This window comes from Rhodococcus sp. Z6_132, from assembly GCF_058133635.1.
Genome location: NZ_JBYUNP010000001.1, coordinates 62463 through 89246, shown reverse-complemented (window position 1 = coordinate 89246; position 26784 = coordinate 62463). Strand labels below are relative to the sequence as shown.

25 protein-coding genes are annotated in these 26784 nt (G+C 73.7%); 19 read left to right on the top strand and 6 right to left on the bottom strand.

What is annotated here, in order from left to right; all coding sequences use genetic code 11:
• Window positions 1–43 precede the first annotated feature (43 nt).
• From rfbB to AC3YO9_RS00420, 3 genes are read left to right on the top strand one after another with little or no spacing between them, the layout of a single operon-like run.
• A complete protein-coding gene (gene rfbB, locus AC3YO9_RS00430; RefSeq protein ID WP_489981793.1) occupies window positions 44–1039 on the top strand; it encodes a dTDP-glucose 4,6-dehydratase in 996 nt (331 codons plus the stop codon).
• On the top strand, window positions 1036–1926 hold the full coding sequence (rfbD, locus tag AC3YO9_RS00425) for a dTDP-4-dehydrorhamnose reductase (protein WP_489981792.1): 891 nt from the start codon (window positions 1036–1038) through the stop codon (window positions 1924–1926). Before rfbB ends, rfbD begins: the two co-directional genes overlap by 4 nt.
• A 55-nt stretch (window positions 1927–1981) precedes the next feature.
• On the top strand, window positions 1982–2842 hold the full coding sequence (locus tag AC3YO9_RS00420) for a glycosyltransferase family 2 protein (RefSeq protein WP_489981791.1): 861 nt from the start codon (window positions 1982–1984) through the stop codon (window positions 2840–2842).
• Here the strand turns inward: AC3YO9_RS00420 and AC3YO9_RS00415 are convergent.
• Complete coding sequence (locus tag AC3YO9_RS00415; RefSeq protein WP_489981790.1) at window positions 2839–3102, bottom strand: hypothetical protein; 264 nt, start codon at window positions 3100–3102, stop codon at window positions 2839–2841. The genes AC3YO9_RS00420 and AC3YO9_RS00415 overlap by 4 nt on opposite strands.
• 98 nt (window positions 3103–3200) lie before the next feature.
• Here AC3YO9_RS00415 and manB point away from each other — a divergent pair, with 98 nt between their 5' ends.
• Together manB and AC3YO9_RS00405 are read left to right on the top strand one after the other, a co-directional pair.
• Window positions 3201–4277, top strand: a complete 1077-nt coding sequence (gene manB, locus AC3YO9_RS00410) for a mannose-1-phosphate guanylyltransferase (RefSeq protein WP_489981789.1) — start codon at window positions 3201–3203, stop codon at window positions 4275–4277.
• A 13-nt stretch (window positions 4278–4290) separates the two neighbouring features.
• Entirely contained in the window at window positions 4291–5211 is a 921-nt protein-coding gene (locus AC3YO9_RS00405; protein ID WP_489981788.1) for a DNA-3-methyladenine glycosylase family protein, read from the top strand.
• A gap of 16 nt (window positions 5212–5227) precedes the next feature.
• On the opposite strand, the gene AC3YO9_RS00400 is transcribed toward AC3YO9_RS00405, so the two are convergent.
• Genes AC3YO9_RS00400 through cofD form a run of 3 tightly spaced genes read right to left on the bottom strand, consistent with a single transcriptional unit; the run spans window position 5228 to window position 8167 of the window.
• Window positions 5228–5782: an NUDIX hydrolase gene (locus AC3YO9_RS00400; RefSeq protein WP_489981787.1), complete on the bottom strand. Its 555-nt coding sequence runs from the start codon at window positions 5780–5782 to the stop codon at window positions 5228–5230.
• A 31-nt stretch (window positions 5783–5813) separates the two neighbouring features.
• Window positions 5814–7166, bottom strand: a complete 1353-nt coding sequence (locus AC3YO9_RS00395; RefSeq protein ID WP_127783832.1) for a coenzyme F420-0:L-glutamate ligase — start codon at window positions 7164–7166, stop codon at window positions 5814–5816.
• Window positions 7163–8167 carry a 2-phospho-L-lactate transferase gene (cofD, locus tag AC3YO9_RS00390; protein WP_489981786.1) on the bottom strand — a complete coding sequence of 335 codons (1005 nt, stop codon included), beginning with the start codon at window positions 8165–8167 and terminating at the stop codon, window positions 7163–7165. Before cofD ends, AC3YO9_RS00395 begins: the two co-directional genes overlap by 4 nt.
• Window positions 8168–8892: 725 nt before the next feature.
• On the opposite strand from cofD, the gene AC3YO9_RS00385 reads away from it, so the two are divergent.
• Window positions 8893–9153, top strand: a complete 261-nt coding sequence (locus AC3YO9_RS00385; protein WP_206518262.1) for a WhiB family transcriptional regulator — start codon at window positions 8893–8895, stop codon at window positions 9151–9153.
• Window positions 9154–9158: 5 nt separating this feature from the next.
• Complete coding sequence (locus tag AC3YO9_RS00380) at window positions 9159–11411, top strand: hypothetical protein (protein ID WP_489981785.1); 2253 nt, start codon at window positions 9159–9161, stop codon at window positions 11409–11411.
• Here AC3YO9_RS00380 and AC3YO9_RS00375 read toward each other — a convergent pair.
• Window positions 11326–11868, bottom strand: coding sequence for a metallopeptidase family protein (locus AC3YO9_RS00375; protein WP_127783829.1), 543 nt, complete (start codon window positions 11866–11868; stop codon window positions 11326–11328). The genes AC3YO9_RS00380 and AC3YO9_RS00375 overlap by 86 nt on opposite strands.
• Window positions 11869–11940: 72 nt before the next feature.
• On the opposite strand from AC3YO9_RS00375, the gene AC3YO9_RS00370 reads away from it, so the two are divergent.
• The 7 genes from AC3YO9_RS00370 (at window position 11941) to AC3YO9_RS00340 (ending at window position 19229) form a co-directional block, all read left to right on the top strand.
• Window positions 11941–12348 carry a DUF3499 domain-containing protein gene (locus tag AC3YO9_RS00370; protein ID WP_127783828.1) on the top strand — a complete coding sequence of 136 codons (408 nt, stop codon included), beginning with the start codon at window positions 11941–11943 and terminating at the stop codon, window positions 12346–12348.
• A gap of 144 nt (window positions 12349–12492) precedes the next feature.
• Window positions 12493–13854 (top strand): phosphomannomutase/phosphoglucomutase, encoded by a 1362-nt coding sequence (locus tag AC3YO9_RS00365; RefSeq protein WP_489982541.1) that lies wholly within the window; start codon window positions 12493–12495, stop codon window positions 13852–13854.
• Window positions 13855–13984: 130 nt separating this feature from the next.
• The gene (locus AC3YO9_RS00360; RefSeq protein ID WP_127783827.1) at window positions 13985–14212 is read left to right on the top strand and encodes a Trm112 family protein; all 228 of its coding nucleotides are present in this window, start codon (window positions 13985–13987) and stop codon (window positions 14210–14212) included.
• Complete coding sequence (locus AC3YO9_RS00355; RefSeq protein ID WP_489981784.1) at window positions 14209–15285, top strand: tobH protein; 1077 nt, start codon at window positions 14209–14211, stop codon at window positions 15283–15285. Before AC3YO9_RS00360 ends, AC3YO9_RS00355 begins: the two co-directional genes overlap by 4 nt.
• Before the next feature lie 46 nt (window positions 15286–15331).
• Window positions 15332–16594 (top strand): mannose-6-phosphate isomerase, class I, encoded by a 1263-nt coding sequence (gene manA, locus AC3YO9_RS00350; protein WP_489981783.1) that lies wholly within the window; start codon window positions 15332–15334, stop codon window positions 16592–16594.
• A 25-nt stretch (window positions 16595–16619) separates the two neighbouring features.
• Complete coding sequence (locus AC3YO9_RS00345) at window positions 16620–17573, top strand: cation diffusion facilitator family transporter (RefSeq protein WP_127783824.1); 954 nt, start codon at window positions 16620–16622, stop codon at window positions 17571–17573.
• A gap of 135 nt (window positions 17574–17708) precedes the next feature.
• A complete protein-coding gene (locus tag AC3YO9_RS00340; RefSeq protein WP_127783823.1) occupies window positions 17709–19229 on the top strand; it encodes an amino acid permease in 1521 nt (506 codons plus the stop codon).
• 19 nt (window positions 19230–19248) lie between these two features.
• On the opposite strand, the gene AC3YO9_RS00335 is transcribed toward AC3YO9_RS00340, so the two are convergent.
• A complete protein-coding gene (locus AC3YO9_RS00335) occupies window positions 19249–20109 on the bottom strand; it encodes an aldo/keto reductase (protein WP_489981782.1) in 861 nt (286 codons plus the stop codon).
• 91 nt (window positions 20110–20200) lie between these two features.
• Here AC3YO9_RS00335 and ahcY point away from each other — a divergent pair, with 91 nt between their 5' ends.
• The 5 genes from ahcY (at window position 20201) to lpqB (ending at window position 26742) form a co-directional block, all read left to right on the top strand.
• Complete coding sequence (gene ahcY / locus AC3YO9_RS00330; protein ID WP_127783821.1) at window positions 20201–21676, top strand: adenosylhomocysteinase; 1476 nt, start codon at window positions 20201–20203, stop codon at window positions 21674–21676.
• Window positions 21677–21805: 129 nt separating this feature from the next.
• Window positions 21806–22492: a dTMP kinase gene (locus AC3YO9_RS00325; protein ID WP_489981781.1), complete on the top strand. Its 687-nt coding sequence runs from the start codon at window positions 21806–21808 to the stop codon at window positions 22490–22492.
• 67 nt (window positions 22493–22559) lie between these two features.
• Window positions 22560–23246, top strand: coding sequence for an MtrAB system response regulator MtrA (mtrA, locus tag AC3YO9_RS00320; protein WP_127783819.1), 687 nt, complete (start codon window positions 22560–22562; stop codon window positions 23244–23246).
• A 113-nt stretch (window positions 23247–23359) separates the two neighbouring features.
• A complete protein-coding gene (mtrB, locus tag AC3YO9_RS00315; RefSeq protein WP_127784893.1) occupies window positions 23360–24973 on the top strand; it encodes an MtrAB system histidine kinase MtrB in 1614 nt (537 codons plus the stop codon).
• On the top strand, window positions 24973–26742 hold the full coding sequence (gene lpqB, locus AC3YO9_RS00310) for an MtrAB system accessory lipoprotein LpqB (RefSeq protein ID WP_127783818.1): 1770 nt from the start codon (window positions 24973–24975) through the stop codon (window positions 26740–26742). Before mtrB ends, lpqB begins: the two co-directional genes overlap by 1 nt.
• Window positions 26743–26784: the final 42 nt, after the last annotated feature.

The following is a 26784-nucleotide window of genomic DNA, read 5'->3' as shown; positions in this document are numbered from 1 at the left end:
CGGTTGTCCGCTGCGTCCCACCACCACCCCCAGGAGGGTCCGAGTGCGTCTGCTCGTCACTGGCGGAGCCGGTTTCATCGGAGCGAACTTCGTGCACCAGACCGTGCGCGAGCGCCCGGACCACCAGGTGCGGGTGCTCGACGCGCTCACCTACGCAGGCAACCGGGCCAGCCTCGACCCGGTGGCCGACGCGGTGGACTTCGTGCACGGCTCCATCGCCGACGCCGAGCTGGTCGACCGGCTGGTCGCTGACGCCGACGTGGTGGTCAACTTCGCCGCCGAGTCGCACAACGACAACTCCCTGGACGAGCCCGAGCCGTTCCTGCAGACCAACCTGGTGGGCACCTACCGGCTGCTGGAGGCGGTGCGCCGGCACGGGGTCCGCCTGCACCACGTCTCCACCGACGAGGTGTTCGGCGACCTCGAGCTCGACGACCCGGCCCGGTTCACCGAGGACACCCCCTACCGTCCGTCCAGCCCGTACTCCTCCACCAAGGCCGGCGCAGACCTGCTGGTGCGGGCCTGGGTGCGCTCCTTCGACATCGCCGCCACCATCTCCAACTGCTCCAACAACTACGGGCCCTACCAGCACGTGGAGAAGTTCATCCCGCGCCAGGTCACCAACGTGCTCAACGGGGTGAAGCCCAAGGTGTACGGCACCGGGGCCAACGTGCGGGACTGGATCCACGTGGACGACCACAACCGGGCGCTGCACGCGGTGCTCGACCGCGGCACCCTCGGCGACACCTACCTGATCGGCGCCGACGGGGAGGCCGACAACCTCACCGTGGTGCGCGCCATCCTGCGGGCGCTGGGCAAGCCCGACGACTGGTTCGACTTCGTCTCCGACCGCCCCGGCCACGACCTGCGGTACGCCATCGACGCGAGCAAGCTGCGCGGCGAGCTGGACTGGAAGCCGCAGTACGCCGACCTGGACAGCGGCCTGGCTGCGACGGTGCAGTGGTACGCCGACAACCGGGCCTGGTGGGAGCCGGCCAAGCAGGCCACCGAGGACGGCTACACCCGGCTCGGCCGATGAGCAGCCCCGACCGGCTGAGCCTGCTGGTCACCGGCGCCAAGGGACAGCTGGGCACCGACGTGGTGGAGCAGGCGCTGGCCGCGGGCCACCAGGTTCGTGCGGCCGCGTCGGCCGACCTGGACGTGACCGACGCCGCGGCCGTGCACGCCGCGGTGGCCGACCTGGCGGCCGGGGAGCAGCCTGCCGTGGTGGTCAACTGCGCGGCGCACACCGCGGTGGACGCCGCCGAGGACGAGCCGGCGGCGGCGGCCGCGGTGAACACCGACGCGCCCGGACACCTGGCGCGGGCCTGTGCCGCCCACGGCGTGCACCTGGTGCACGTCTCCACCGACTACGTCTTCCCCGGTGACGCGAGCCGGCCCTACGAGCCGGGCGACCCCACCGGGCCGCGCTCGGTGTACGGCCGCACCAAGCTGGCCGGGGAGCAGGCCGTGCTCGCGGCCCTGCCCAGCGCCCACGTGGTGCGCACCGCCTGGGTCTACGGCGCGCACGGGTCCAACTTCGTGGCCACCATGCTGCGGCTGGAGGCCACCCACGACACGCTGCGGGTGGTGGACGACCAGCGCGGCTCCCCGACCTGGTCGGCCGACCTCGCCGCCGGGCTGCTGGAGCTGGCGGCGCGCCGCGACCTGCCCGGCGGGGTGCTGCACGCCACCAACAGCGGCGACACCACCTGGTGCGGGCTGGCCCGTGCGGTGTTCGCGGAGGTGGGCGCCGACCCCGAGCGAGTGCACCCGTGCCGCACCGAGGAGTTCCCCCGGCCCGCCCCGCGCCCGGCCTACTCCGTGCTGTCCGCGGCGGCCTGGACCGCGGCCGGGCTCACCCCCCTGCGGCCCTGGGAGCAGGCCCTGCACGCGGCGCTCGCCCAGGGCGGCGTGGGTCGGTGAACACCCGGGTTCGGTAGCAGCCGGAGCCGCGCCGGGCGCGCGGTAGCCTCCCCGGGTGTCTGAACCCTTCCGCGCGTCGTCCCGCCTGGCCGTCGTGACGGTCACCTACTCACCCGGTGAGCACCTGGCGGAGTTCCTGGACAGCCTCGACACCGCCACCACGGAGCGGCCGCTGGTGATCCTGGCCGACAACGGCTCCACCGACGGCGCCCCCGAGGCCGCCGCACAGCGCCACGACCACGTCCGGCTGCTGCACACCGGCGGTAACATCGGCTACGGCGCCGCGGCCAACCGCGGGGTGGCCGAGCTCGACGCCACCGTGGAGTGGGTGCTGGTGGCCAACCCGGACGTGGCCTTCCTGCCCGGCTCGGTGGACGAGCTGCTCGCCGCGGCGGCGCGCTGGCCCCGGGCCGGGGCGCTGGGGCCGCTGATCCGCGAGCCCGACGGCAGCATCTACCCCTCCGCCCGCGAGGTCCCCACCATCCTGGCCGGGTCCGGGCACGCCGTGCTGGCCAACATCTGGCCCGGCAACCCGTGGAGCCGCAGCTACCGCCGCCCGGAGGAGCAGCCCGGCGAGCGCCCGGCGGGCTGGCTGTCCGGCTCCTGCCTGCTGCTGCGCCGCAGCGTCTTCGACCAGCTCGGCGGATTCGACTCGCGGTACTTCATGTACTTCGAGGACGTCGACCTCGGCGACCGCATCACCCGTGCCGGCTGGCACAACGTCTACGTCCCCACCGCGGTGGTCACCCACGCGCAGGGCCACGCCGCCAGCAAGGCCCCCACCCGGATGCTCACCGCCCACCACGACAGCGCCTACCGCTTCCTGGCCGACCGCCACCCGGGTCGCCACCAGGCGCCGCTGCGGGGCGCGCTGCGGCTGGCGCTGCGGGCCCGCAACCGCTGGGCGACCCGCTAGCGAGGCACCTCGGGCGGCGCCCACCGGGGGCTGGTCGGCAGGTGCAGCTCCTGGGTGGCGTCGGGGTCCACGGTGCGCGCGTCCGCCGCAGTGATGCGGTAGCGCGGCAGGATCACGGTGACCGCGGAGTCGGCGGGCGAGCTGGCCAGGTCCGGGGTGATCACCCGCCGGTCACGGCTGCGGGCCCGGGCCAGCACGGCCTCGGCATTCCTGCGTGGGTCGGTGCCCTGCTCGTGCACCGGGTACAGCTCATGCACCACTGTCGCCTCCTCGGCCCCTGCTGCCCAGCACAGTAGTGTTCACTTCCGGCACCCCAGGGCACGACTCGCCGCAACGACGCGGCCACGGAGGGACACGCATGGCACCGCAGGAGACCGACGCCGTCATCTTGGTGGGCGGCAAGGGCACCCGGCTCCGACCGCTCACCATGTCTGCGCCCAAGCCGATGCTGCCCACCGCCGGGCTGCCCTTCCTGGCGCACCTGCTCTCCCGCATCAGGGCCGCCGGGATGCAGCACGTGGTGCTGGGCACCTCCTTCGAGGCGCAGGTGTTCTCCGACTACTTCGGTGACGGCTCCTCGGTGGGCCTGGAGATCGAGTACGTCCACGAGGTGCAGCCGCTGGGCACCGGTGGAGGCATTCGCAACGTCGCCTCCGCGCTGCGCCACGACACCGCCATGGTCTTCAACGGCGACGTGCTGGGCGGCACCGACCTGCGCAAGGTGCTCGACACCCACCGGGCCAACCGCGCCGACGTCACGCTGCACCTGGTGCAGGTCTCCGACGCCCGCGCATTCGGCTGCGTGCCCACCGACGACGACGGCCGGGTCACCGCCTTCCTGGAGAAGACGCCCGACCCGCCGACCAACCAGATCAACGCCGGCTGCTACGTGTTCAACCGCGAGATCATCGAGGCCATCCCGGCCGGGCGCCCGGTGTCGGTGGAGCGGGAGATCTTCCCCGCGCTGCTCAACGACGGGGCACGGGTGTTCGGCCACGTCGACTCCGCGTACTGGCGCGACATGGGCACCCCCGAGGACTTCGTCCGGGGCTCGGCCGACCTGGTCCGCGGCATCGCTCCCTCGGCCGCCCTGCCGGGCACGCCGGGGGAGTCGCTGGTGCTGCCCGGCGCCCGGGTCGACCCCACCGCCATGCTCGTCGGTGGCACCGTGGTGGGCCGCGACGCCGTGGTCGGCGCCGGTGCGCGGCTGGACGGCGCCGTGCTCTTCGACGGTGCCGTGGTGGACGCCGGCGCCGTGGTGGAGCGTTCCATCGTGGGCTTCGGTGCCCGCATCGGCGCCCGTGCCCTGGTGCGCGACGGCGTGATCGGTGACGACGCCGTGATCGGCGTGCGCTGCGAGCTGCTCCGCGGGGCTCGCGTGTGGCCCAAGGTGGAGATCCCCGAGGGCGGCATCCGGTTCTCCACCGACGTGTGATGGGTGCGCCCGGATGACTGTCACCACCACCGCGCCGGTGTGGCAGTGGCGCCCGGACTTCGTGGTCGACCTCGCGGCCGCCCTGCGCCCGCTGCGCCGCGGCCGGGGTGACCCCAGCCAGCGCCAGGTGGGGCCGGTGCACTGGCGGGCCAGCACCACCCCGGACGGGGCGGCGTCGGTGGCGGTGGCCGTCCGGGCCGACGGCTCGGTGCGCGCCCAGGCGTGGGGGCCCGGGGCCGACTGGGCCCTGCACCAGCTGCCCGCGCTGCTGGGTGCCGACGACGACCCCCGCGACTTCACCAGCCACCACGACCGGGTGGCTGCCGCCCGCCACCGGCTGCCGCACCTGCGCCTGGGTGCCACCGGTGTGGTCTGGGACGTGCTGCTGGCCGCGGTGCTGGAGCAGAAGGTGACCTGCGCGGAGGCGTTCCGCTCCTGGCGAGAGCTGGTGTGGCGCTTCGGCACGGCCGCCCCGGGCCCAGCACCGGAGGGGCTGCGGGTGCCGCCCACGCCGGAGGCCGTGCTGGCCGTGCCCGACTGGGAGTGGCACCGCGCCGGGGTGGACCTGCAGCGCCGCCGGACGCTGCTCGCCGCCGCCTCGGTGGCCCACCGGCTGCCGCACGCGGTGGAGCTGGGCGGCCGCGCCGGCCGCGACTGGCTGTGCCTGCTGCCCGGGGTGGGGGAGTGGACCGCCGCCGAGGTCGCCCAGCGCGCCTGGGGCGACCCGGACGCGGTGAGCTTCGGCGACTTCCACCTGGCCACCATCGTCGGCTGGGCCCTGGCCGGGCAGCCGGTGGACGACGACGGGATGGCGCAGCTGCTGGCGCCCTACGCCCCGCAGCGCCACCGTGCGGTGTGCTACCTGTTGGCCAGCGGAGCGCCGCGGCCGCGCTTCGGCCCCCGGCTGAGCCCGCGCAACTTTCGCAGCTGCTGAGCAGGGCGTGCGGTGGCTAGCGGGCGGCGACCCGGGCCAGGGCCAGGCGCACCAGCTCGCCCACCGTGTCGTCCTCGGAGCCGGCCGGCAGCGCGTCCACCGGCCACCAGCGCAGGTCCACCGACTCCGAGCTGCGCACGATCTGTGCACCGGGCGCGGCGTGCACCAGGAAGCGGACGTCCAGGTGGCGGGTGGGCACCCCCAGCGAGCAGGTGATCGGGTGGGTGTCCAGGTGCAGCACGTCCGGGTCGATGGTCAGCGCCGGCAGCCCGGACTCCTCCTGCGCCTCGCGCAGGGCAGCCGCGGCCAGGGTGGCGTCGCCCGGCTCGCAGTGCCCGCCCAGCTGGATCCAGCGCCCCACCTTGGGGTGCAGGGTGAGCAGCACCTGCGTGCTGTCGTGGCTGAGCACCAGGGCCGAGCCGGTGAGGTGGCCCGGGGCGCAGGAGCGCTGGCAGGCGTCCTCGCGCGCGGCCAGGAACGCCAGCATGGTGTGCCGCAGGGCGCTCTGGGCCGGGTCGGGGGTGAGCCAGGCGCCGAGCTGGGCGGCGGCGGCGGCGTGCAGGTCGCTCACCGCAGCACCAGGGTCACCGCAGGCACCAGGGTCACCGCAGCACCAGGGCGGCGTCGGGGTCCTTGCCCGGGCGCACGTCCAGCGGCTGCACCGGGTGGCCCACCGCGATCGCCCCGAGCGGGCGCCAGTCGGCGGGCAGGTCCAGCTCGGCGCGCACCAGCTCGGGGGTGAAGATGGTGGAGCCGATCCAGCACGAGCCCAGCTCCGCCGCGGCCAGCGCCACCAGCAGGCCCTGCACGGCGGCGCCCCCGGCCACGGTGAACATGGTCTCCTCGGCGGCGGTGCGAGCAGCGTCAGGGTAGGTGTGCGCGCCGTCGGGCACGGCGAAGGGCAGCACCACCTCCGGCGCCTCGCGCAGCAGCGACCCACGGCCCACCCGCCGCTCGATCGCCGCCTGGTCCAGGCCATCCGCGGCCAGGTCGGCGCGCCAGGCCGCGGCCATCGCGTCGAGCAGCCGGGTGCGGGCAGCCGGGTCGCGCAGCCAGACGAAGCGCACCGGTGCCGTGTGGTGCGGTGCGGGGGCGGTCAGCGCCGCGCCGACGGCACGGCGCAGCACGGCCGGGTCCACCGGCGCGTCGGTGAAGCTGCGCACCGAGCGCCGCCGCAGCAGCGCCTCGGCCCGGCCCTGGGCCAGCGCCTCGGCGGTGCCCAGGGAGAACATGTCGTCCACCCCGCCGCGCACCAGGTCCGCGGCGGTGGAGCCGTCGTCGACGGGGGAGTAGCCGCGCAGCACCGCCACCGGCACCCCGCCGAGCTTGCCCTTCACCAGGTCGGCGGCAGCGGCGATCTCGTCGGCCACCGCCACCTCGGTGACCACCAGGTCGTTGCCGTGCGCGTCGCTGCCCCCGGCGTAGGGGTGCAGCACCCGCAGCCCGGCCGAGCCGATCGCGGCGTCGGTCTGGCCCACCCGCCAGGCGCGGCCCATGGTGTCGGTGACCACCACGGCCACCGTCACCCCGAGCAGCTCCTGGAGCGTGGCGCGCAGCCGCGCGGCACTGGCGTCGGGGTCCACCGGCAGCAGCGCCAGCTCGGTGACGGCGACGTTGGAGCTGTCCACCCCGGACGCCGCCTGCACCACGCCGATGCGGTTCTGGGTGATCAGCGTCCGGCCGCGGCGGGCCAACACCCGCACGGCCTCGGCCTCCACCAGCTCCCGGCGCAGCTCGTCGCGCTCCTCGGGGTCGGTGGGTGCCGGCACCAGGCGCCCCTCCACCTTGGAGAGCACCTTGCTGGTCACCACCACCACGTCGCCGTCCACCAGCCACGGTGCGGCCGCGGCGAGGGCGGCAGCCAGGTCGTCGCCGGGCCGGAACTCGGGCAGCCCGGGCACCGGCAGCAGCCGCAGCTCGCCGGGTCCCGCGTGGTCGACGACCGAGGAGGTCACAGCGAGACGCCGGCCAGCTCGAGCGCGGCTCGGGCCATCTCGGCGGTGGCGGCCCGGTCAGTCATCAGCAGCGGTGCGGCCCGCACCGCCACGCCGGGCACGTCCGCAGACTCGCCCTCGGCGATCAGCCAGCCGTCCAGCAGCCCGGCCGCCGAGCGCGCGCCGTAGTGCCGGCCCACGGCCTCGGCGGTGGTGTCCACCCCCACCACGGACAGGCAGGTGTCGGCCATGCCGCGCAGCGGTCGGTCGGCCACGATCGGGGAGATGCCCACCACCTTGGCCCTGGTGGTGCGCAGCGCAGCGCGCAGTCCCGGCACGGCGAGCGCGGCTCCCACGCTGACCACCGGGTTGGACGGGGCGATCAGCACCGCGTCGGCGGTCTCGATCGCCTCGAGCACTCCCGGGGCGGGGGTGGCCTGCTCGGCGCCCACCTGGACGAAGGAGTGGGTGGGGACCTGGGCGCGGTAGCGCACCCACCACTCCTGGAAGTGGATGGCGCGGGTTTCTCCGTCGGTGGGGTCGTCCACCACCACGTGGGTCTCGCAGCGGTCGTCGGTGACCGGCAGCAGCCGGATGCTGGACTTCCACCGGGTGCACAGCGCCTCGGTCACCGCCGACAGCGGGTAGCCGGCGCGCAGCATCCGGGTGCGCACCAGGTGGGTGGCGATGTCGCGGTCGCCCAGACCGAACCAGTCGGGGTCGGCGCCGTAGGCAGCCAGCTCCTCCTTGACCGTCCAGGACTCGTCGTGCTGGCCCCAGCCGCGCTCCACGTCCACCCCGCCGCCCAGGGTGTACATGCAGGTGTCCAGGTCGGGGCAGATCCGCAGGCCGTGCATCCAGACGTCGTCGCCGACGTTCACCAGCGCCGTCACCTCGTGCCGGGCGTCGCCGCCGGCTGCATCCCCGCTGCCTCCCGGGCCGGCCTCCAGCCCGAGCAGCGTCTCCACACCCTGCAGGAAGCGTGCTCCGCCGACCCCGCCCACCAGTACCGTCACCTTCACGGGGAGCCAGCCTATTCCGGGCCGGCGCGGGCGCCGTCGCGCGGTTGCGGCCAGCGGCAGACAGCGGCCGTCAGCGCGAGAGCTGCCCACCCGAGCTCCGGCGTGGCCGTCACGGAGAGTGACGCTCGCCGAGGCCGGTGATCGTCGTCCTCGCGGCCTCAGGCGGCCCTCGGGCAGCCCTCTGGCGCCGATGAGCCAGCCGGGTGTCCGCGGTCGGCCAGCGCGGGTGGGCGGCACGAGGACTCTTCCCCGCGACGCCGGGCCCTCGGCGCTCGCCCAACGGCGCTGGTCGAACGGGTGCGGGGGTCGAGGGCAGCCGATAGTGTGCTCGGCCAGGGGTGCTGGGGCGGACCACGCACCGCCGGGCAGCGGGTGGGGAGCGCTGGCCGGGCTCTGACCGGCCGGTTGCTCGACCGGGGCGCGCGAGCGGGAGCTTGTCCGAACTGCCAGAATGACGAAGTTCACATCGTGTCGCCGACCAGCAATGTCGGAGGGCGGTGGTAATGCGCCCAGCCTTCGGCGCTTGACCCTCGGGACGGCGTCGGGTCTAATTACAAGAGTGTTATTACCGGCCGCAACGCAGCCGGAACAGGGCGTCACCTGCATCAGACGCGAGCTTGACCGATGAACTACTGGGGGAAGACGTGCTGAAGGAGGCTGGCGTGCCAGAGCTGAATGGGTATACGAAGCGTGAGGGTCGCGCACTTTCTGTTGTGCCCGATGCGATGGACATGCTCTTCGCTGCCGACCCGGGGGCTGGGGATCTCGACGAGCAGTGGCAGGAGCGGGCCCTGTGCTCGCAGACCGACCCCGAGGCGTTCTTCCCCGAGAAGGGTGGCTCCACCCGCGAGGCCAAGCGGATCTGCACCGGGTGCGAGGTCCGCGACGAGTGCCTGGAGTACGCCCTGGCCCACGACGAGCGGTTCGGCATCTGGGGTGGACTGTCCGAGCGTGAGCGTCGCCGGTTGAAGCGCAGCGCAGTCTGACGCCGGTGACTTCCGGCGAGGGCAGCGACGGTCCAAACCTGGTGCACCCCACGGGTGCGCGGCGTGCGCCGGAGGGGAGCCCCGCGCGCCCCGCCCCCCACTTCCGTGACCCGGCCCGTGCCGCCCAGCAGCAACAGGCCGATCGTGACCGCGCCACCGAGCGCGAGGCGGAGCAGGAGCGCGCCACTCTCGACTCGCGCGCCCGCCGCACCCTGATCCACGCCGTCACCGCCCCGGTGACGCTGCTGCTGGTCTTCCTCGTCGGCATGACCTTCGCCGTCAACCGCAGCCGCATCGGCGCCGCGGTCTCCGGCGGTGCGCTGCTGCCCACCCCGGACGGCAGCACGACGCTGCTGCGCAGCTACCTCGACGAGTGGCACCCGGTCGCCGGCGGCACCTCCTCGCCCGCAGCTGCGCTCACCGGGCTCTTCGGCCTGCTCGGGGTTCCCTTCGGTGGCGCCGCCCTGGCCATGGCCGTGGTGCTGCTCGCCGCCATCCCGCTGGCCGGCCTGTCCGCCTACTGCGCCACCCGCTCGTCGGGGCTGAGCCCAGCGACTCGGGCGGTGCTCGCCGGCATGTGGGCGCTGCTGCCGGCCGGCACCGCGGCCATCGCCGACGGCCAGCTCGACACCGTGTTCACCTTCGTCCTGCTGCCCGTGGTGCTCGCCGGGGTCGTCAGCGTGCTGCGCGGCGCCCCCGCCGCCCTCGACCGCCAGGGGCGTCCCACCGCGCGCTCGAGCTGGCTGGCCACCACCGCAGGCACCGCACTGGGCCTGGCCGTGCTGGCCAGCGCCTCCCCGGTGATGTACGTGCTGGTGCTCGTGGTGGTGCTGGTCGGCTTCGTGGTGCTGCGCACGGTCCCCGGCACGGCGCTGCGCCGGGCCTTCTCGCTCTTCTTCGTCATCCTTCTGCCGGTGGGCCTGCTGCTGCCCTGGCCGGGCGTGCTGCTCAACCACCCGGCGGTGCTGCTGCAGGGGGTGGGCTCCACCCCCGGGCTGGCCGACTTCTCGCCCACCCAGCTGGTCACGCTGGGTCCCGGCATCACGTCGGTCGCCGGAGCGCTGGTGCTGCTGGTGGCGGTGCTGATGATCATCGTGGCACCCACCTGGCGGATGGTGGCCGGTCTCGCGGTGGCCAGCCTGGGGGTGGCCGCTGCGCTGGTGATCGCCGCGCAGCGCTACGCCCGCCTGCCCGACGCGGCCGCCGTGGCCGGCAACGCCGGCCCGGCCGTGGTGCTCACCGCGCTGGGGCTGTTCCTCGTGGTGATGGCGGGCCTGCAGGCCCAGCGGGACCGGCTGGAGCCCGCCGCCCGCACCAGTCCCATGCTCGGGGTGCTCGGCCTTGCCGTGGTGGCCCTGCTCGGCGTCGGCGTGGTGCTCGGCGGCTCGCAGGGCGACGTGCGCGCCCGCCAGGCCCCGCAGCTGCCTCCCGCGATCGCCGCCGACTTGACCGCGCAGCGGGCGCTGGTGCTGGTAACGGCCGACGGAGACCAGCCCGCACGGCTGTCCTCGCCCGCGCTCCCGCAGCTCGGTGACAACGACCTGGTGCCCACCCCCGACGCCGCCGCACGGGTGGTGGGGTGGAGCGCCGCCATCACCGGAGGCGGAGAGAACAGCGTGGCCGCCGCAGTGGCCGAGGCCGCCGCGTCGGGGGTGGGCGCCGTGGTGCTGCCCGCCGGCTCGCGGCTGGGCAGCGGCGCCCCAGCTCGGCTGCTCTCCGAGGCCGGCACCACCAGCGACGGCCGCAGCGTGTTCCGGGTGCGGCTGCCCGCCTACGGCGCCAGGGTGCTCGAGCCCGCGCTGGCCACCGCGGCACGCACGGGCGGTCAGCCGCCGGGGGTGCAGGGCAGCACCGACGTGGCCGCCCGCGGCGCCACCGAGGTGCCCGCCGCACCGCCCGAGCTGGGCGTGAACGTCTCTGCCGGCCCCCAGGGGCGACTGCTGGTGCTGGCCGCCAACACCGAGCCGGGCTGGGACGTCCGCATCAACGGCACGCTGGTGGCGGTGGCTCCGGCCTACGGGCACCTGGTGGGCGTGGCGCTGCCGGACACCGCCAGCGAGATCACCGTGCAGCGCTCGGACACCCTGCGCAGCGTCCTGCTGCTGGTGCAGGCCGGCGTGCTGCTGTTCACCCTGCTGCTGGCGATCCCGCCGCGCCGCCGGGCCGTGCCGGTCAGTCCTGCGGGGGATCCGACGGGTCCTCGTCCTCGTCCTCGCCGTCCGGGTCGATGGTCGCTGCGTCGAGGCCGAGGTAGGTAGCCACCTGCTCCACGAGCACCTCGTGGATCAGGTCGGTGAGCTCCTCGGGCTGCTTGGCGCGCAGCTCCAGCGGCCGACGGAACAGCACGATGCGGGCCCGCGTCACGTCCCCGCGCCGGTCCACCCCGGCCTGCACCAGCCGGGCCAGCGGCACCGCCGCGTCGGCGATCACCTCCGGCGGCCAGGAGGTGGCGGCCGGGTCGTCCCGACGCACTCGCGCGATGTCCACGGCGCGCACCGGCGGAACGTCGTCCACCGCCACGTCCAGCGAACGCAGCTGCTCGTGCCAGCGCTGGTTGATCGGCGCCAGTGCCGCCAGCACCAACCCGTCGAAGCGCTCGGCCCGGGTGCGCCAGGCTGGGACCGTGGTGGGCAGGATCGGGCCGCGCACACCACGCCCGCGCAGCTCCGCTCGCCGCGCTGAGCGCCGCACCCGCGGCAGTGGTCGGGACGCCATGTGCAGCAGAGTACGCAGTCCTCCGGCGAGTCGAGCCCGGCCCGCGCGGGCGGTGGGGCTAAGGTCGCCGCCGTGAGGTCAACACGTCGGTGTTCCCGGCCCGGGTGCACAAGTTCCGCAGTCGCGACGCTGACGTATGTCTACTCCGACTCCACCGCCGTCGTCGGGCCGCTGGCCACCAACGACGAGCCGCACTCCTACGACCTGTGCGAGACCCACGCCACGCGGCTCACCGTGCCGCGCGACTGGGAGGTCGTCCGCCACGTCGGCGGCTTCGCCGCGCAGGGCCCGGACGACGACGACCTCACCGCGCTGGCTGAGGCCGTGCGCGAGGCCGGCCGCTCCGGCTCCGCCCCGCAGCCCCGCTCGGGGGAGGCGCGCGGTTCCGACACCGGCGGCCGCTCGGAGCAGCACCCCAGCGCCGAGGCCACCACCGGGCGCCGTGGGCACCTGCGCGTCCTGCCCGACCCCAACGACTGACTCGGCCGGCCAGACCCGCCGGTTAGGCTGTGCCGGCGCGCGGCAGCCGTGCCGACCGGCGCCCCGCGCAGCAGGTCGAGCAGCAAGTCGAGCAGCGCAGCAAGCAAGAGCAAACAGAGTGGAGCGTGCGTGAACGACCAGGTGCTGGCCGACCGGACCGAGCTGCTGGCGTCGGTGGTCAAGGCCTACGACGTGCGCGGCCTGGTCGGGGAGCAGCTCGACGCGGCCCTGGTGCGTGACCTGGGCGCCGCCTTCGGACGGCTGGTGCGCGACGCCGGCCGCGTCGTCGTCGGCCAGGACATGCGGGCCTCCTCTCCCGAGCTGGCGGAGGCATTCGCCGCCGGCGTGGTGGCGCAGGGCCTGGACGTGGTGCACGTCGGGCTCGCCTCCACCGACCAGCTCTACTTCGCCTCCGGGGCGCTGGACTGCCCGGGGGCCATGTTCACCGCCAGCCACAACCCGGCCACCTACAACGGCATCAAGATGTGTCGCGCGGGGGCCAAGCCCATCGGGCAGGACACCGGCCTGGCGCAGATCCGCGCCGAGGCCGCCCAGCAGGTGCCCGACCTGGACGTCGCGCCGGGCACCGTCAGCCACCAGGACGTGCTCGCCGACTATGCCGCGCACCTGCACGGGCTGGTCGACTGCTCCGCGCTGCGTCCCATGACGGTGGCCGTGGACGCGGGCAACGGCATGGCCGGGCACACCGTGCCCGCCGTGCTGGGCGCGCTCCCGCTGCAGGTGCAGCCGTTGTACTTCGAGCTCGACGGCACCTTCCCCAACCACGAGGCGAACCCGCTGGACCCGGCCAACCTGGTGGACCTGCAGGCCCACGTGCTGGCCACCTCGGCTGACCTCGGGCTGGCCTTCGACGGCGACGCTGACCGGTGCTTCGTGGTGGACGAGCGCGGCGAGCCCGTGTCCCCGTCCGCGGTGACCGCCCTGGTGGCCGCCCGCACCCTGGCGGTCCAGCCCGGCGCCACCATCATCTACAACCTGATCACCTCCCGGGCGGTGCCGGAGCTGGTCACCGAGCTGGGCGGCACCGCGGTGCGCACCCGGGTGGGGCACTCGTTCATCAAGCAGGAGATGGCTGAGCGCGGCGCCGTGTTCGGCGGCGAGCACTCCGCGCACTACTACTTCCAGGACTTCTGGTGCGCCGACTCCGGCATGCTGGCCGCGCTGCACGTGCTGGCCGCGCTCGGTGAGCAGGACCGCCCGCTGTCGGAGCTGATGGCCCAGTACGAGCGCTACGCCGCCTCCGGCGAGGTGAACTCCACCGTTTCCGACGCGGCCGCGGCCACCGCGGCCGTGCGCGAGGCCTTCGCCGACCGCGCCGTGTCGGTGGACACCCTCGACGGGATGACCGTGGACCTGGCCGACGGCGCCTGGTTCAACCTGCGCGCGTCCAACACCGAGCCGCTGCTGCGCCTGAACGTGGAGGCCGCCGACGCCACCGCGGTCGCTGCGCTGCGGGACGAGGTGCTCGCGATCGTGCGGGGGTGACTACCGTGTTCGGTGGACCCCGGGTCGCCGCGCCGAGGTGGCCGGAGCGAACCACTGGACCCGACCGACGGACGGTGTGCAGCACGCACCCCCGTTCCCTGTTGCCCGCACGAGGAGAGGACGGCTGACCATGGCTGTTTCGCTTGACCCCCAGCTGATGGAGATCCTCGCCTGCCCCTGCCCGGAGCACGCCCCGCTGCGGGCCGGCTCGGCCACCGACCCCGACGCGGACGCGCTGACCTGCACCAGCTGTGGTCGCACGTTCCCGGTGGTCGACGGCATCCCGGTGCTGCTGCTGGACGAGGCGCTGCACCCCGAACCGGGCCAGCCCCGGTCGGCTGACCCCGCGACGTCATGACCGCCTCCGGCGCCGCTGCTCGCGCGCTGGCTCCCGCCGACCTGGACGACACCGAGCGCCTGCTCGCTGCCGACGCCGACGGGCGCCTGCGAGGTGCGGCCTCGGCCGGGGCCTCTGTGCGGGCCGTCGCCGCCGCGGTGGCCGAGGGCGCCCTGGCCCGGCTGCAGGGCGCCAGCGTGCGCAGCGTGGTGCTGCTCGCCCCGCGCGGGCCCGCGCGCCACGCCGCGGAGTGGCTGCAGGCCCTGTGCGGTGACAGCAGCACCGTTCCCGTGGTGGTCGCCGCCCAGGCACCGCGCTGGGTGGGCGCGCTGGACGTGGTGGTGGTGCTCTCCGACGACCCCGGCGACCAGCAGCTGGCGGAGTCGGTGGGGCGCGTGGTGGGCCGAGGCGCCGAGCTGGTGCTCGCCGCACCCGAGGAGGGGCTGCTCGCTCCCGCAGCGGCCGGGCGCGCCCTGCTGCTGCCGCCCCGGCTCCCGCTGCCGCAGGGCATGGGGCTCTTCCGCTTCGCCGCGGTGGGCCTGGCCGTGCTGAGCGCGCTGCGCGTGCTGGCGGGCCCCGACCTGGAGGCCCTCGCCGACGAGCTCGACGCCGAGGCCGGCCGCAACCAGCCGGGCACCGAGGTGTTCGCCAACCCGGCCAAGCTGCTGGCGCTGCGCTGCGCCGGGCACCGCCTGGTGGTGGCGGCGGAGCACCCGGCGGCGGTGGTGCTGGCCGGTCACGTGGCCACCTCGCTGCTGCGCAACGCGGCCGTGGTGGTCGGTGCCGCCGAGCTGGCCCAGGTGCTGCTCTCGCGGCGCCACGGTCCGGCCGCGGTGGCGACTCCGGTGGTCGACCCGATCTTCCACGACCCGGACCTCGACGGGCCCCTTCCCGAGCCGCCCCTGCGGGTGCTGCTGCTGGGCACCGCGGAGGAGGAGACGCGCCTGCGTGCGCTCAGCGAGTCGCTGCCGGACGTCGAGCTGGTGCTCGGCACGCTCGACGACGGCCCGCTGCGCCACCACCCAGCGGCAGAGCTGCTGCTGCTGGCCGCGCGGTGCGAGACGGCCGCGGTGTACCTGGGGCTGGCGAGCTGAGCCCAGGGACACCACCAACCGGCAAGGCGAGGGAGCGGAGAACGACGTGCACGAGCTGCTAGGGGTGGTGCGGCACTACGCGTGGGGATCGCGCACCGCCCTCGCCGAGCTGACTGGCCGTCCGGCGCCGGCGCCGCACCCGGAGGCCGAGCTGTGGCTGGGCGCGCACCCTGCCGACCCCGCCACCGTGCGCCGCGCCGACGGCCAGGAGCTCTCGCTGCTCGCCGCGATCGAGGCCGAGCCCGAGGTCCAGCTGGGGGCGGCGTGCTGCGCGCGCTTCGATGGCACGCTGCCGTTCCTCTTCAAGGTGCTCGCGGCCGACGAGCCGCTGTCGCTGCAGGCCCACCCCAGCGCCGAGCAGGCGCGGGAGGGCTACGAGCGGGAGGAGCAGCGCCGCGTGCCGCAGGGCTCGCAGGAGCGCAACTACCGCGACCCCAGCCACAAGCCCGAGCTGCTCTGCGCCCTGACCACCTTCCACGCGCTGGCGGGCTTCCGCCGCGTCGACCGCACCATCGAGCTGCTCACCGCGATGCGCTGCCCCGAGCTGGACACCTACCTGGGCCTGCTCGCGGGGCAGCCGGACTCCCACGGCCTGCGGGCCGTGCTGACGACCTGGATCACCCTGCCGGTGCAGGTGCTGGAGTCGCTGCTGCCCGCGGTGCTGTCCAGCCTCACCAAGCTGGTGGCCGAGGACGGCGACTTCGTGCTGGAGGCGCAGACCACCCTCGAGCTGGGGGAGCGCTACCCGGGCGACGCGGGGGTGCTGGCCTCGCTGCTGCTGAACCGAGTGGTGCTGAAGCCGGGTGAGGCCATCTACCTGCCTGCCGGCAACCTGCACGCCTACCTCAGCGGGGTGGGGGTGGAGGTGATGGCCAACTCCGACAACGTGCTGCGCGGTGGCCTGACCCCCAAGCACGTGGACGTGCCCGAGCTGCTGCGGGTGCTCGACTTCGCCCACGGCGACATGCCGGTGCTCGCCGGCACCCCGTGGTCGGGGGGGCCGGCGAGCCAGGGCGCCACCGAGCTGGGCTACCCCACCCCGACGGAGGAGTTTGCGCTCTCCCGCGTCGAGCTGCCCGCGGGCGACCGGCTGACGCTGGGCCGCGGCAGCCCCCAGGTGCTGCTGTGCACGATTGGCCAGGCCCGGCTGAGCACCGCCGACGGCGCGGAGCTCACCGTGGACAAGGGCGGATCAGTGTGGCTGCCGGCCACCGGTGCGGCGGTGTCGGTTGTGGCAGGAGATGATGGCGCTCAGCTGTTTCGCGTGCGGGACGGCCTGACCACCGACGAGGCACCCACCGGGGCCTGACCCCGCTCACCCAAGGAGTTCACGGATGTCCGCATCAGGCGGTACCAAGGCCATCCTCGCGGCGCTGGTCGCCAACGCGGGAATCGCGGTCGCCAAGTTCGTCGGCTTCCTCGTGACCGGGTCGTCGTCGATGCTCGCCGAGTCGGTGCACTCGGTGGCCGACACCTCCAACCAGGGGCTGCTGCTGCTCGGGCAGAAGCGGGCCAAGAAGGCCGCCACCCAGCTGCACCCGTTCGGCTTCGGCCGCAACCGCTACTTCTACTCCTTCGTGGTGGCGCTGGTGCTGTTCACCCTGGGCTCGATGTTCGCCCTCTACGAGGGCATCCACAAGATCTCCCACCCGGAGGAGCTCACCTCGCCCGGGGTGGCCATCGGAGTGCTGCTGGTGGCCGTCGGCCTGGAGACCTACAGCTTCCGCACCGCCGTGCACGAGTCGCGCCCGCTCAAGGGCAGGGCCAGCTGGTGGCAGTTCATCCGCACCTCGCGCAGCCCCGAGCTGCCCGTGGTGCTGCTGGAGGACGCCGGCGCGCTGGTCGGCCTGCTGCTCGCCCTCGTCGGTGTCGGCATGAGCGTGCTCACCGGTGACCCGGTGTGGGACGGCATCGGAACCGTGAGCATCGGCCTGCTGCTCGGTGTCATCGCCGTCATCCTCATCATCGAGATGCAGAGCCTGCTGATCGGCGAGGGCGCCACCCCGGGGGAGGAGCAGGCCATCCAGGCAGCCCTGGTCGGGGGCGCGATCGACCGCGTGGTGCACCTCAAGACGCAGTACCTGGGTCCGGAGGAGCTGCTGGTGGCCGCCAAGGTCGCCGTGGGCGGCGACGAGACCAGTGCCGGCATCGCCGCCGCCATCGACGCCGCCGAGGAGCGGGTGCGCGCCGCCGTGCCCGCCGCGCGGGTGATCTACCTCGAGCCCGACCTCTACCGCGCCCCTGCCGCAGGGGCGCTGCGCCACGGCGCGGAGCAGGACCAGGGCTAGCGGTCGCTGCGCCCAGACCGGCTGAGCCGCAGCAGGACTACCGCTCACCAGGCCATTGGGCAACGGGGTGGCTACCGTACTAGCGTTCACGGCCCGACCGGTGCAGTTCCCCCTCGTGAGAAGAAGGCAATCCTGATGAGATCAGGCAGCGTGTTCCGGACGAAGTCCGTCGAGCAGTCGATCGCGGACACCGAGGAGCCCGAGCACCAGCTGAAGAAGGCGCTGGGGCCCGTCGACCTCATCGTCTTCGGTGTCGGCGTGGTGATCGGCACCGGCATCTTCGTGCTCACCGGTGAGGCCGCCGGGCTCGAGGCGGGACCTGCCGTGGCGCTGTCCTTCGTCTTCGCCGCCATCGTCTGCGGCCTGGCCGCGCTCTGCTACGCGGAGTTCGCCAGCACCGTGCCGGTGGCCGGCAGCGCCTACACGTTCTCCTACGCCAGCCTGGGCGAGCTGCTGGCCTGGATCATCGGCTGGGACCTCATCCTGGAGATGGCCCTGGGCGCGGCGACCGTGGCGGTCGGCTGGTCGGGCTACCTGCAGGAGCTGCTGGAGACCATCGGGTGGCACCTGCCCTCGTCCATCGCCGGCGAGGAGGCGACGGTCAACGTCACCGCCGCAGCCATCGTGCTCATCCTCACCGGCGTCATCTGCCTGGGCATCAAGGTCTCCAGCCGGGTCAACGCGGTGGCCGTGCTGATCAAGCTGGGCGTGGTGCTGCTGGTGATCGTGGCCGGGTTCTTCTACGTCAAGGCCAGCAACTACGACCCGTTCATCCCGCCGTCGGGCTCACCCAGCGCCAAGCCGGACGAGGCGCCGTCGCTGTCGCTGCTGCAGGAGCTCGGGTTCGCGCCCGGCGCGTTCGGCGTGGGCGGCATCTTCGCCGCCGCCGCCACCGTGTTCTTCGCCTTCATCGGCTTCGACATCGTGGCCACCGCCGCCGAGGAGACCAAGAAGCCGCAGCGCGACATGCCCATCGGCATCTTCGGCTCGCTGGCCATCTGCACCGCGCTCTACGTGCTGGTCTCCGTGGTCATCACCGGCATGGTCAAGTACAACGAGATCGAGGCGTCGGCGCCGTTGGCGGCGGCGTTCCGGTCGGTGGGACAGGACGCCATCGCCACCCTCATCTCCGTGGGCGCCCTGGCCGGTCTGACCACCGTGATGATGATCCTCATGCTCGGCCAGAGCCGGGTGTTCTTCGCGATGAGCCGCGACCGGCTGCTGCCCGCCCCGTTCGCCAAGGTCTCCCCGCGCACCGGCACCCCGGTAGTCACCACCGTGGTCACCGGCATCGTGGTGGCCACCATCGCGGCGCTGGTGCCGCTCACCGAGCTGGCCAAGCTGGTCAACATCGGCACCCTGTTCGCCTTCGTGCTGGTGGCCATCGGCGTGGTGGTGCTGCGCCGCACCCGGCCCGACCTCAAGCGTTCGTTCCGCACGCCGCTCGTGCCCTTCGTGCCCATCGTGTCGGTGCTGGCCAGCGTCTACCTGATGCTCAACCTCCCGGTGGACACCTGGCTGCGCTTCCTCGCCTGGATGGCCATCGGGGTGGTGCTCTACTTCGTCTACGGCCGCAAGCGCAGCACCCTGGCCGAGGGCTACGAGCGGCCCGAGGGCATGCGGCCGGCGGTGTCCTCACCGTCGGACAGCGGCTAGGCAGCTCGCCGAGTCCCGGTTAGGCGGCGTCGAGGCGCGCGCGCTGCTGCGGGGTGAGCGACAGCTCGGTGGCCGCGGCGGAGGCCACGGCGCTCTCCGGGCGGGAGGCACCGGGAATGGGGATGACCACGTCGGCGGCGGAGAGCTCCCAGGCCAGTGCCACCTGCTGCGGGCTCACGTGGTGCTCGGCGGCCACCTCGGCGAACGCCTGGTGAGCCTGGCCCAGCTCGGCCGCCTTGCCGATGCCGCCCAGCGGCGACCAGGGCAGAAAGGCCACGCCCAGCTCGGCGCACAGCTCCAGCTCCGGCCGTGAGGAGCGAAAGCGCGGGGAGTACTCGTTCTGCACGCTGGCCAGGCGCCCGCCCAGCACCCGCTGGGCCAGCCGGATCTGGTCGACGTCGAAGTTGGAGACGCCGGCCATGCTGATCTTGCCCTCGTCCAGCAGCTCGGCCAGCGCGCCCACCGACTCCTCCACGGGGACGGCCGGGTCGGGCCGGTGGAGCTGGTAGAGGTCGATGGTGTCCACCCCGAGGCGCCGCAGCGAGGCCTCGCAGGCCGCGCGCAGGTGCTCGGGGCGCCCGTCCAGGGCCCAGCCGCCGTCGGCGGTGCGGACGTGCCCGCCCTTGGTGGCCACCAGCACGTCCTCGCGGTCACCGCCCCAGTGCCGCAGCGCCTCGGCGACCAGCTCCTCGTTGTGCCCGAAGTCCGAGGCGTCCAGGCTGTAGGCGTCGGCGGTGTCGATCAGCGTGACGCCGGCGTTGAGGGCAGCATGGACGGTGGCCAGCGCGCGCTCGCGGTCCGGTCGGCCCTGCACGGACATGGGCATGCCGCCCAACCCGATTGCGCTGACGGTGCGACTGCCGATCGTGCGGTGCTCCATCGCTACAGCCTGCCCGGTGCCGCACCTGCGCGCCAGCGGCCGAGAACCGATAACCTGTTCAGTTGACCCCCTCGACAAGGAGCAAAATTCTATGACCCTGGCTGCAACCGAGCTGACCGCCGACTCCCGCAACGGCATCGACTACAAGGTCGCCGACCTCGCCCTGGCGGAGTTCGGGCGCAAGGAGATCCGCCTTGCCGAGCACGAGATGCCGGGTCTGACGACGCTGCGCCGGGAGTACTCGGAGGTCAAGCCGCTCAAGGGTGCGCGCATCTCCGGCTCGCTGCACATGACGGTCCAGACGGCCGTGCTCATCGAGACCCTGGTCGACCTGGGCGCCGAGGTCCGCTGGGCCTCCTGCAACATCTTCTCCACCCAGGACCACGCCGCGGCCGCCATCGTCGTGGGCCGCAACGGCACCCCCGAGGAGCCCAAGGGCGTCCCGGTGTTCGCCTGGAAGGGTGAGTCGCTGGAGGAGTACTGGTGGTGCGCCGAGCAGATGCTCACCTGGCCGGGCGGGGAGACCGCGAACATGATCCTCGACGACGGCGGCGACGCCACCATGTACGTCCTCAAGGGCGCGCAGTACGAGAAGACCGGCGTCGTGCCCTCCACCGAGGACACCGACTCCGAGGAGTACCAGGTGGTCCTGGAGACGCTGCGGCGCTCGCTGGAGCAGTCCACCACCAAGTGGACCGAGACCGCCAAGAACATCCGCGGTGTCACCGAGGAGACCACCACCGGCGTCATCCGGCTCTACCAGTTCTCCGCCTCCGGCGAGCTGCCCTTCCCGGCCATCAACGTCAACGACTCGGTGACCAAGAGCAAGTTCGACAACAAGTACGGCACCCGCCACTCGCTGATCGACGGCATCAACCGCGGCACCGACGTGCTCATCGGCGGCAAGGCCTGCCTGGTCGTCGGCTACGGCGACGTGGGCAAGGGCTGTGCCGAGGCGCTCAAGGGCCAGGGTGCCCGCGTGGTCGTCGCCGAGGCCGACCCGATCTGCGCGCTGCAGGCGATGATGGACGGCTACTCCGTGGAGACCGTGGACCAGGCCATCGGCAAGGCCGACATCGTCATCACCGCCACCGGAAACCTGAACATCATCACCCTGGACCACATGCGGCAGATGAAGCACCAGGCCATCCTGGGCAACATCGGCCACTTCGACAACGAGATCGACATGGCGGGGCTGCAGGGCGACAAGGACATCCGTCGCATCAACATCAAGCCCCAGGTGGACGAGTTCATCTTCCCGAACGGCCACACCATCATCGTGCTGAGCGAGGGCCGCCTGCTCAACCTGGGCAACGCCACCGGCCACCCCAGCTTTGTGATGAGCAACTCCTTCGCCAACCAGGTGATCGCGCAGATCGAGCTGTGGACCAAGCCCGACGAGTACGACAACGAGGTGTACCGCCTCCCCAAGCACCTGGACGAGAAGGTGGCCCGCATCCACGTGGAGGCCTTGGGCGGCACGCTGACCAAGCTCACCAAGGAGCAGGCGGAGTACATCGGCGTGGACGTCGAGGGCCCGTACAAGCCCGAGCACTACCGCTACTGAGCACCCGCCCGCTCGGGCCCCGCTAGGCACTGCCCAGCACCGCGGTCATGGCCCTCAGCGCCCTCCAGGGATCTCCTGGGGGCGCTGAGGGCCCTGCCCGTCGTTCGGGGTCGGTTAGGGTAGTTGCCCGTGGGCGTACTCGTGACGGTGGAAGGTCTTGACGGCGCGGGAAAGCGGACGCTGAGCACCGCGCTGACCGCCGAGCTCGCCTCCCGCGGGCTCCGGGTGGGCGCCACCGCGTTTCCCCGCTACGGCCGCTCGGTGCACGCCGACCTGGTCTCCGAGGCGCTGCACGGCAAGGTCGGCGACCTCGGCGACAGCGTGCACGGCATGGCCGTGCTGTTCGCCCTCGACCGCGCCGAGGCCGTCCCCGAGCTCTCCGAGATGCTGGCCAGCAACGACGTGGTGCTGCTCGACCGCTACGCCGCCTCCAACGCCGCCTTCGGTGCGGCCCGGCTGCACCAGGACGCCCGCGGCGAGTTCGCCGAGTGGATCCGGCAGCTGGAGTTCGACCGCCTGCGCCTGCCCGCACCCACCCTGCAGGTGCTGCTGCGGGTGCCCGTCGCCGTGGCCACCGCGCGCGCGGCGGACCGCGAGTCCGCCGACGCCGGCCGCGCCCGCGACGCCTTCGAGCGCGACGCCGGGCTGCAGGAGCGGACCGGGGCGGTCTACGAGGGCCTGGCCGCCGACGGCTGGGCGGGGGCCTGGCACGTCCACGAGCAGCCCGACGCCGCCGACACCGCTGCCCCGGCCGGCGCAGCAGTCGCCGCGGTGACCGCGCTCGCCGACCGGGTGCTGGCGGGGGCGGACGCATGAGCACGGTGGCGCGCAGGCGAGCTCACGCTCGCGTCGCGGGGCAGTGCACCACGACGCAGGTGTCAGGATGGGCGGCATGAAACCACGGATCTTGGTCGTCGACGACGACGCGGCACTGGCAGAGATGCTGACCATCGTGCTGCAGGGCGAGGGCATGGACGCCGCCGTCGTGGGGGACGGGTCCAAGGCGATGGCCGCGGTCCGCGAGTTCAAGCCGGACCTGGTCCTGCTCGACCTGATGCTGCCCGGCATGAACGGCATCGACGTGTGCCGGGTGATCCGGGCGGAGTCGGGCGTGCCGATCGTCATGCTCACCGCCAAGACCGACACCGTGGACGTGGTGCTGGGCCTGGAGTCCGGCGCTGACGACTACGTGATGAAGCCGTTCAAGGCCAAGGAGCTGATCGCGCGGCTGCGGGCCCGGCTGCGGCGCACCGCCGAGGTGCCCGCGGAGATCCTGCACATCGCCGACGTGGAGATCGACGTCCCCGCGCACCAGGTCACCCGCAACGGCACGCCCATCTCGCTCACCCCGCTGGAGTTCGACCTGCTGGTGGCGCTGGCCCGCAAGCCGCGCCAGGTGTTCAGCCGGGACGTGCTCCTGGAGCAGGTGTGGGGCTACCGCCACGCCGCGGACACTCGCCTGGTCAACGTGCACGTGCAGCGCCTGCGCGCCAAGATCGAGGTGGACCCCGAGCGTCCGGAGGTGGTTCTCACCGTCCGCGGCGTGGGGTACCGCGCCGGCCCGCCGTGAGACGAGCGCTCACCAGGCTCGCCCGCCGCGCCGGACGCACCCCGCCCGGCGCAGCGCTGCGGCACCTGTTGCGCGACCTCTGGCACACCTCCGCCGCCGCCGGTCGGGGCTTCATGTACTGGTGGCGGCGGTCCCTGCAGCTGCGGGTGGTGCTGTCCACCCTGGCGCTGTCGGCCGTGCTGGTGCTCACCGTCGGGGTGGCGCTGCTCAGCCAGATCACCGACCGGCTGCTCGACGCCAAGATCAATGCCGCCGTCGAGGAGGTGGAGCGAGCCCGCGCCACCGTGCAGCGCGAGCTGGCAGGTGCCGACGAGAGCAACTCCCTGCGCAGCCGCCTCAACAGCGCCAGCTCGGCGCTGACCAGCCCCGGCATCGACATGGGTGGCTCGGCCAGCGGCGGCGCCGGCGCCTTCGAGCCGGTGCTCATCGTCCGCGGGGACGGCCCGCGTGGCGCCATCGCCAGCGGCCCCATCGCCGAGGTGCCCACGTCGCTGCGCCCGTTCGTGCAGAAGGGGCAGCTGACCTACCAGTACACCTCCATCGCCGGCGCCCCCACCCTCGTCGTCGGCACCCCGGCGCCCTCCGACGTCGCCGGGCTCGAGCTGTACCTGGTGTTCCCGCTGAACGCCGAGGAGCGCTCGATCAGCCTGATCAAGGGCACCATGTCCCTCGGTGGCGGCGTCCTGCTCCTGCTGCTCGGTGGGGTGGCGGCGCTGGTCACCCGCCAGGTGGTCCTGCCCATCCGCACCGCCGTGGATGCGGCGGAGCGCTTCGCCGACGGACAGCTCGAGGCGCGCATGCCGGTGCGCGGGGAGGACGACGTCGCCCGGCTGGGGCTGGCTTTCAACGACATGGCGGCCAACCTCGCCGACCAGATCGCGCAGCTGGAGGAGTTCGGTGCCCTGCAGCGGCAGTTCACCTCCGACGTCAGCCACGAGCTGCGCACCCCGCTGACCACGGTGCGGATGGCGGCCGACGTGCTGCACGCCGGCAGCGACGAGATGGACCCGGCCCTGCGCCGCTCGGCCGAGCTGCTGGTGGCCGAGCTGGACCGCTTCGAGACCCTGCTCAACGACCTGCTGGAGATCAGCAGGCACGACGCGGGCATGGCCGACCTGGCCGCGGAGCCGCTGGACCTGCGCCTGTGCGTGCGTGGTGCGGTGGACACCGTGCGCCACCTGGTGGCCCAGACCGGCAGCGAGCTGCTGCTGGACCTGCCCGAGGACAAGGTGACCGCCGAGGTCGACGCCCGCCGGGTGGAGCGCGTGCTGCGCAACCTGCTGGCCAACGCGCTCGACCACGGTGAGGGCCGGCCGGTGCTGGTGCAGATGCGCGCCTCCGACCAGTCGGTGTCCGTGCTGGTGCGGGACAGCGGGATCGGTCTGCAGCCGGGGGAGGCGGAGAAGGTGTTCAACCGGTTCTGGCGCGCCGACCCCTCCCGGGTGCGCCGCTCCGGCGGCACTGGTCTCGGCCTGGCCATCGCGGTGGAGGACGCCCGCCTGCACGGCGGCTCGCTGCAGGCCTGGGGCGAGCCCGGCCGCGGCGCCTGCTTCCTGCTCACCCTGCCGCTGCGGCGCGGTGCCGCGCTGGTGGACGGTCCCATCCCGCTGGTGCCCACCGAGCCCTTCGACGTCGCCAACGTCGCCGTCGGCGACGTGGTACAGCCACCGTCCACCGCGAGCGTCCCTGACCGTGCCACCGCCGCGCCCGACGTGGGAGTCTCCTGATGCGCCGATTCCGTGTGCTGTCCTGCCTGGTGGCGGTGGCCACCGTGCTCACCGGGTGCGCCACCGTGCCCACCAGCTCCACCCCGCACGTGATCAGCACGGTGCGCACCGATCCGCAGCCGGAGGTGGAGCAGGCGCCGATCGCCGGGCGGGAGCCCGACCTGCTGGTGCGCGACTTCATCTCCGCCAGCAGCGCCCAGCGCGGCCAGCACCGGGTGGCGCGGCAGTACCTCACCGGTGAGGGCTCCCAGCGCTGGGACGACCGCACGTCCACCACGATCCTGACCAACGTGGACACCCTCTACGACGTGCGCGCCGAGAACCGGGTGACCATCCTGCTGCGCGCCGACCGGGTCGGCACGCTCAGCGGGGACGGCACCTACAACCAGGACCAGGGCACCTACGAGGCCCGGCTGACGCTGCTGAAGGTCGACGGCCAGTGGCGCATCGACGCCCTGCCCAGCGGCGTGGTGCTCGAGCGTGCCGACTTCCTGGCCCGCTACCAGCGGGTGCCGGTGTACTTCCTCAACCCCGACCAGAAGAAGGTGGTGGCCGACCCCCGCTGGGTGGCGCGCGACTCCGACTCCCTGGCCGCACGGCTGGTGGAGCTGCTCATCGGCGGACCGAACGCGCAGCTGGCCAGCGGCGTGGTGAACAAGCTGGGCCAGGGAGTGCGGCTGCGCAGCAACGTCACCACCGCGACCGGGGAGAGCGTGCCCGGCGCCGGCGAGGCCAACGGGGTCGGTATCGACCTGGGTGGGCTGGAGTCCCTCGACGCCGGGCAGCGCCAGCTGCTGGCCGCCCAGGTGGTGTGGACCCTGGACAGCGCCGGCGTGCGCGGTCCGTACGTGCTGCTCGCCGACGGGGCCCCGCTGGACGAGCGCTACGCGCTGGGGTGGGACACCGCCGACGTCGCCTCCTTCGACCCCTCGTCCTCATCCGGGGCCGACGTGGGGCTGCACGCGGTGTCCGGCGGCAGCCTGGTCAAGGTGGTCGACGGCAGCGTCAACGCGGTGGGTGGGCCACTGGGTCGGGCCAGCTCGCTGGAGTCAGCCGCCATCTCCCACGACGGGCAGCAGGTCGCCGCGGTCACCATGACGGGCGACCCGAGGCCCGGGGGACAGGTGCAGCTGCTGGTGGGCAGCCTCGGCGGGGCGGTGGCCGTCGCGGCCTCGGGCACGGAGATGACCCGCCCCACCTGGTCCGGGGACGATCGTGCGGCTTGGGTGGTGGTGGACACCGGGACCGTGGTGCGGGTGGTGCGGGAGCCCTCCAGCGGCCAGGTGTCCAGCTCGCCGGTGGACTCCGGCGCGGTGACCGCGCTCGGTGGGCCGATCAGCGCGCTGCGGCTGTCCAGGGACGGCGTCCGTGCGGCGCTCATCGTGGGGGGGCGGGTGTACGTGGCCGTGGTCACCCGGGCGCAGAACGGCGGCTTCGCGCTGACCAGCCCGGTGGCGGTGGCCCCGGACCTCGGGGACGGCGCGGTGTCGCTGGACTGGACCAGTGCCGACACCCTGGTGGTGTCCGGCCGGGGTGACGAGGTGCCGGTGGTCACCGTGGGGGTGGACGGCGCGCTGATCCAGCCGCTGCCCAGCCGCAACCTGTCCCCGCCGGTTCGGTACGTGGCGGCCGCGCCCGCGTCGTCGGTGCTGGCCGCCGACAGCCGGGCGGTGCTGCAGCTCAACGTCCTGGACGCACCCGGTGAGCGCTACTGGCGCGAGGTGGCGGGCCTCGGTGGGGGCTCGAGCACGCCGATCCTGCCCGGCTGAGCCCGCGCGCGGTGCACAGTCGTGCCGCGGTGTCCCCAGCCC

Coding starts and splice junctions, on each gene's coding strand:
- rfbD (WP_489981792.1), top strand. CDS start 1,036: ATGAGCAGCCCCGACCGGCTGAGCCTGCTGGTCACCGGCGCCAAGGGA.
- manB (WP_489981789.1), top strand. CDS start 3,201: ATGGCACCGCAGGAGACCGACGCCGTCATCTTGGTGGGCGGCAAGGGC.
- AC3YO9_RS00405 (WP_489981788.1), top strand. CDS start 4,291: ATGACTGTCACCACCACCGCGCCGGTGTGGCAGTGGCGCCCGGACTTC.
- AC3YO9_RS00385 (WP_206518262.1), top strand. CDS start 8,893: ATGGACATGCTCTTCGCTGCCGACCCGGGGGCTGGGGATCTCGACGAG.
- AC3YO9_RS00375 (WP_127783829.1), bottom strand. CDS start 11,868: ATGGCGTCCCGACCACTGCCGCGGGTGCGGCGCTCAGCGCGGCGAGCG.
- AC3YO9_RS00360 (WP_127783827.1), top strand. CDS start 13,985: ATGGCTGTTTCGCTTGACCCCCAGCTGATGGAGATCCTCGCCTGCCCC.
- AC3YO9_RS00355 (WP_489981784.1), top strand. CDS start 14,209: ATGACCGCCTCCGGCGCCGCTGCTCGCGCGCTGGCTCCCGCCGACCTG.
- AC3YO9_RS00345 (WP_127783824.1), top strand. CDS start 16,620: ATGTCCGCATCAGGCGGTACCAAGGCCATCCTCGCGGCGCTGGTCGCC.
- AC3YO9_RS00340 (WP_127783823.1), top strand. CDS start 17,709: ATGAGATCAGGCAGCGTGTTCCGGACGAAGTCCGTCGAGCAGTCGATC.
- AC3YO9_RS00335 (WP_489981782.1), bottom strand. CDS start 20,109: ATGGAGCACCGCACGATCGGCAGTCGCACCGTCAGCGCAATCGGGTTG.
- ahcY (WP_127783821.1), top strand. CDS start 20,201: ATGACCCTGGCTGCAACCGAGCTGACCGCCGACTCCCGCAACGGCATC.
- mtrA (WP_127783819.1), top strand. CDS start 22,560: ATGGGCGGCATGAAACCACGGATCTTGGTCGTCGACGACGACGCGGCA.
- mtrB (WP_127784893.1), top strand. CDS start 23,360: ATGTACTGGTGGCGGCGGTCCCTGCAGCTGCGGGTGGTGCTGTCCACC.
- lpqB (WP_127783818.1), top strand. CDS start 24,973: ATGCGCCGATTCCGTGTGCTGTCCTGCCTGGTGGCGGTGGCCACCGTG.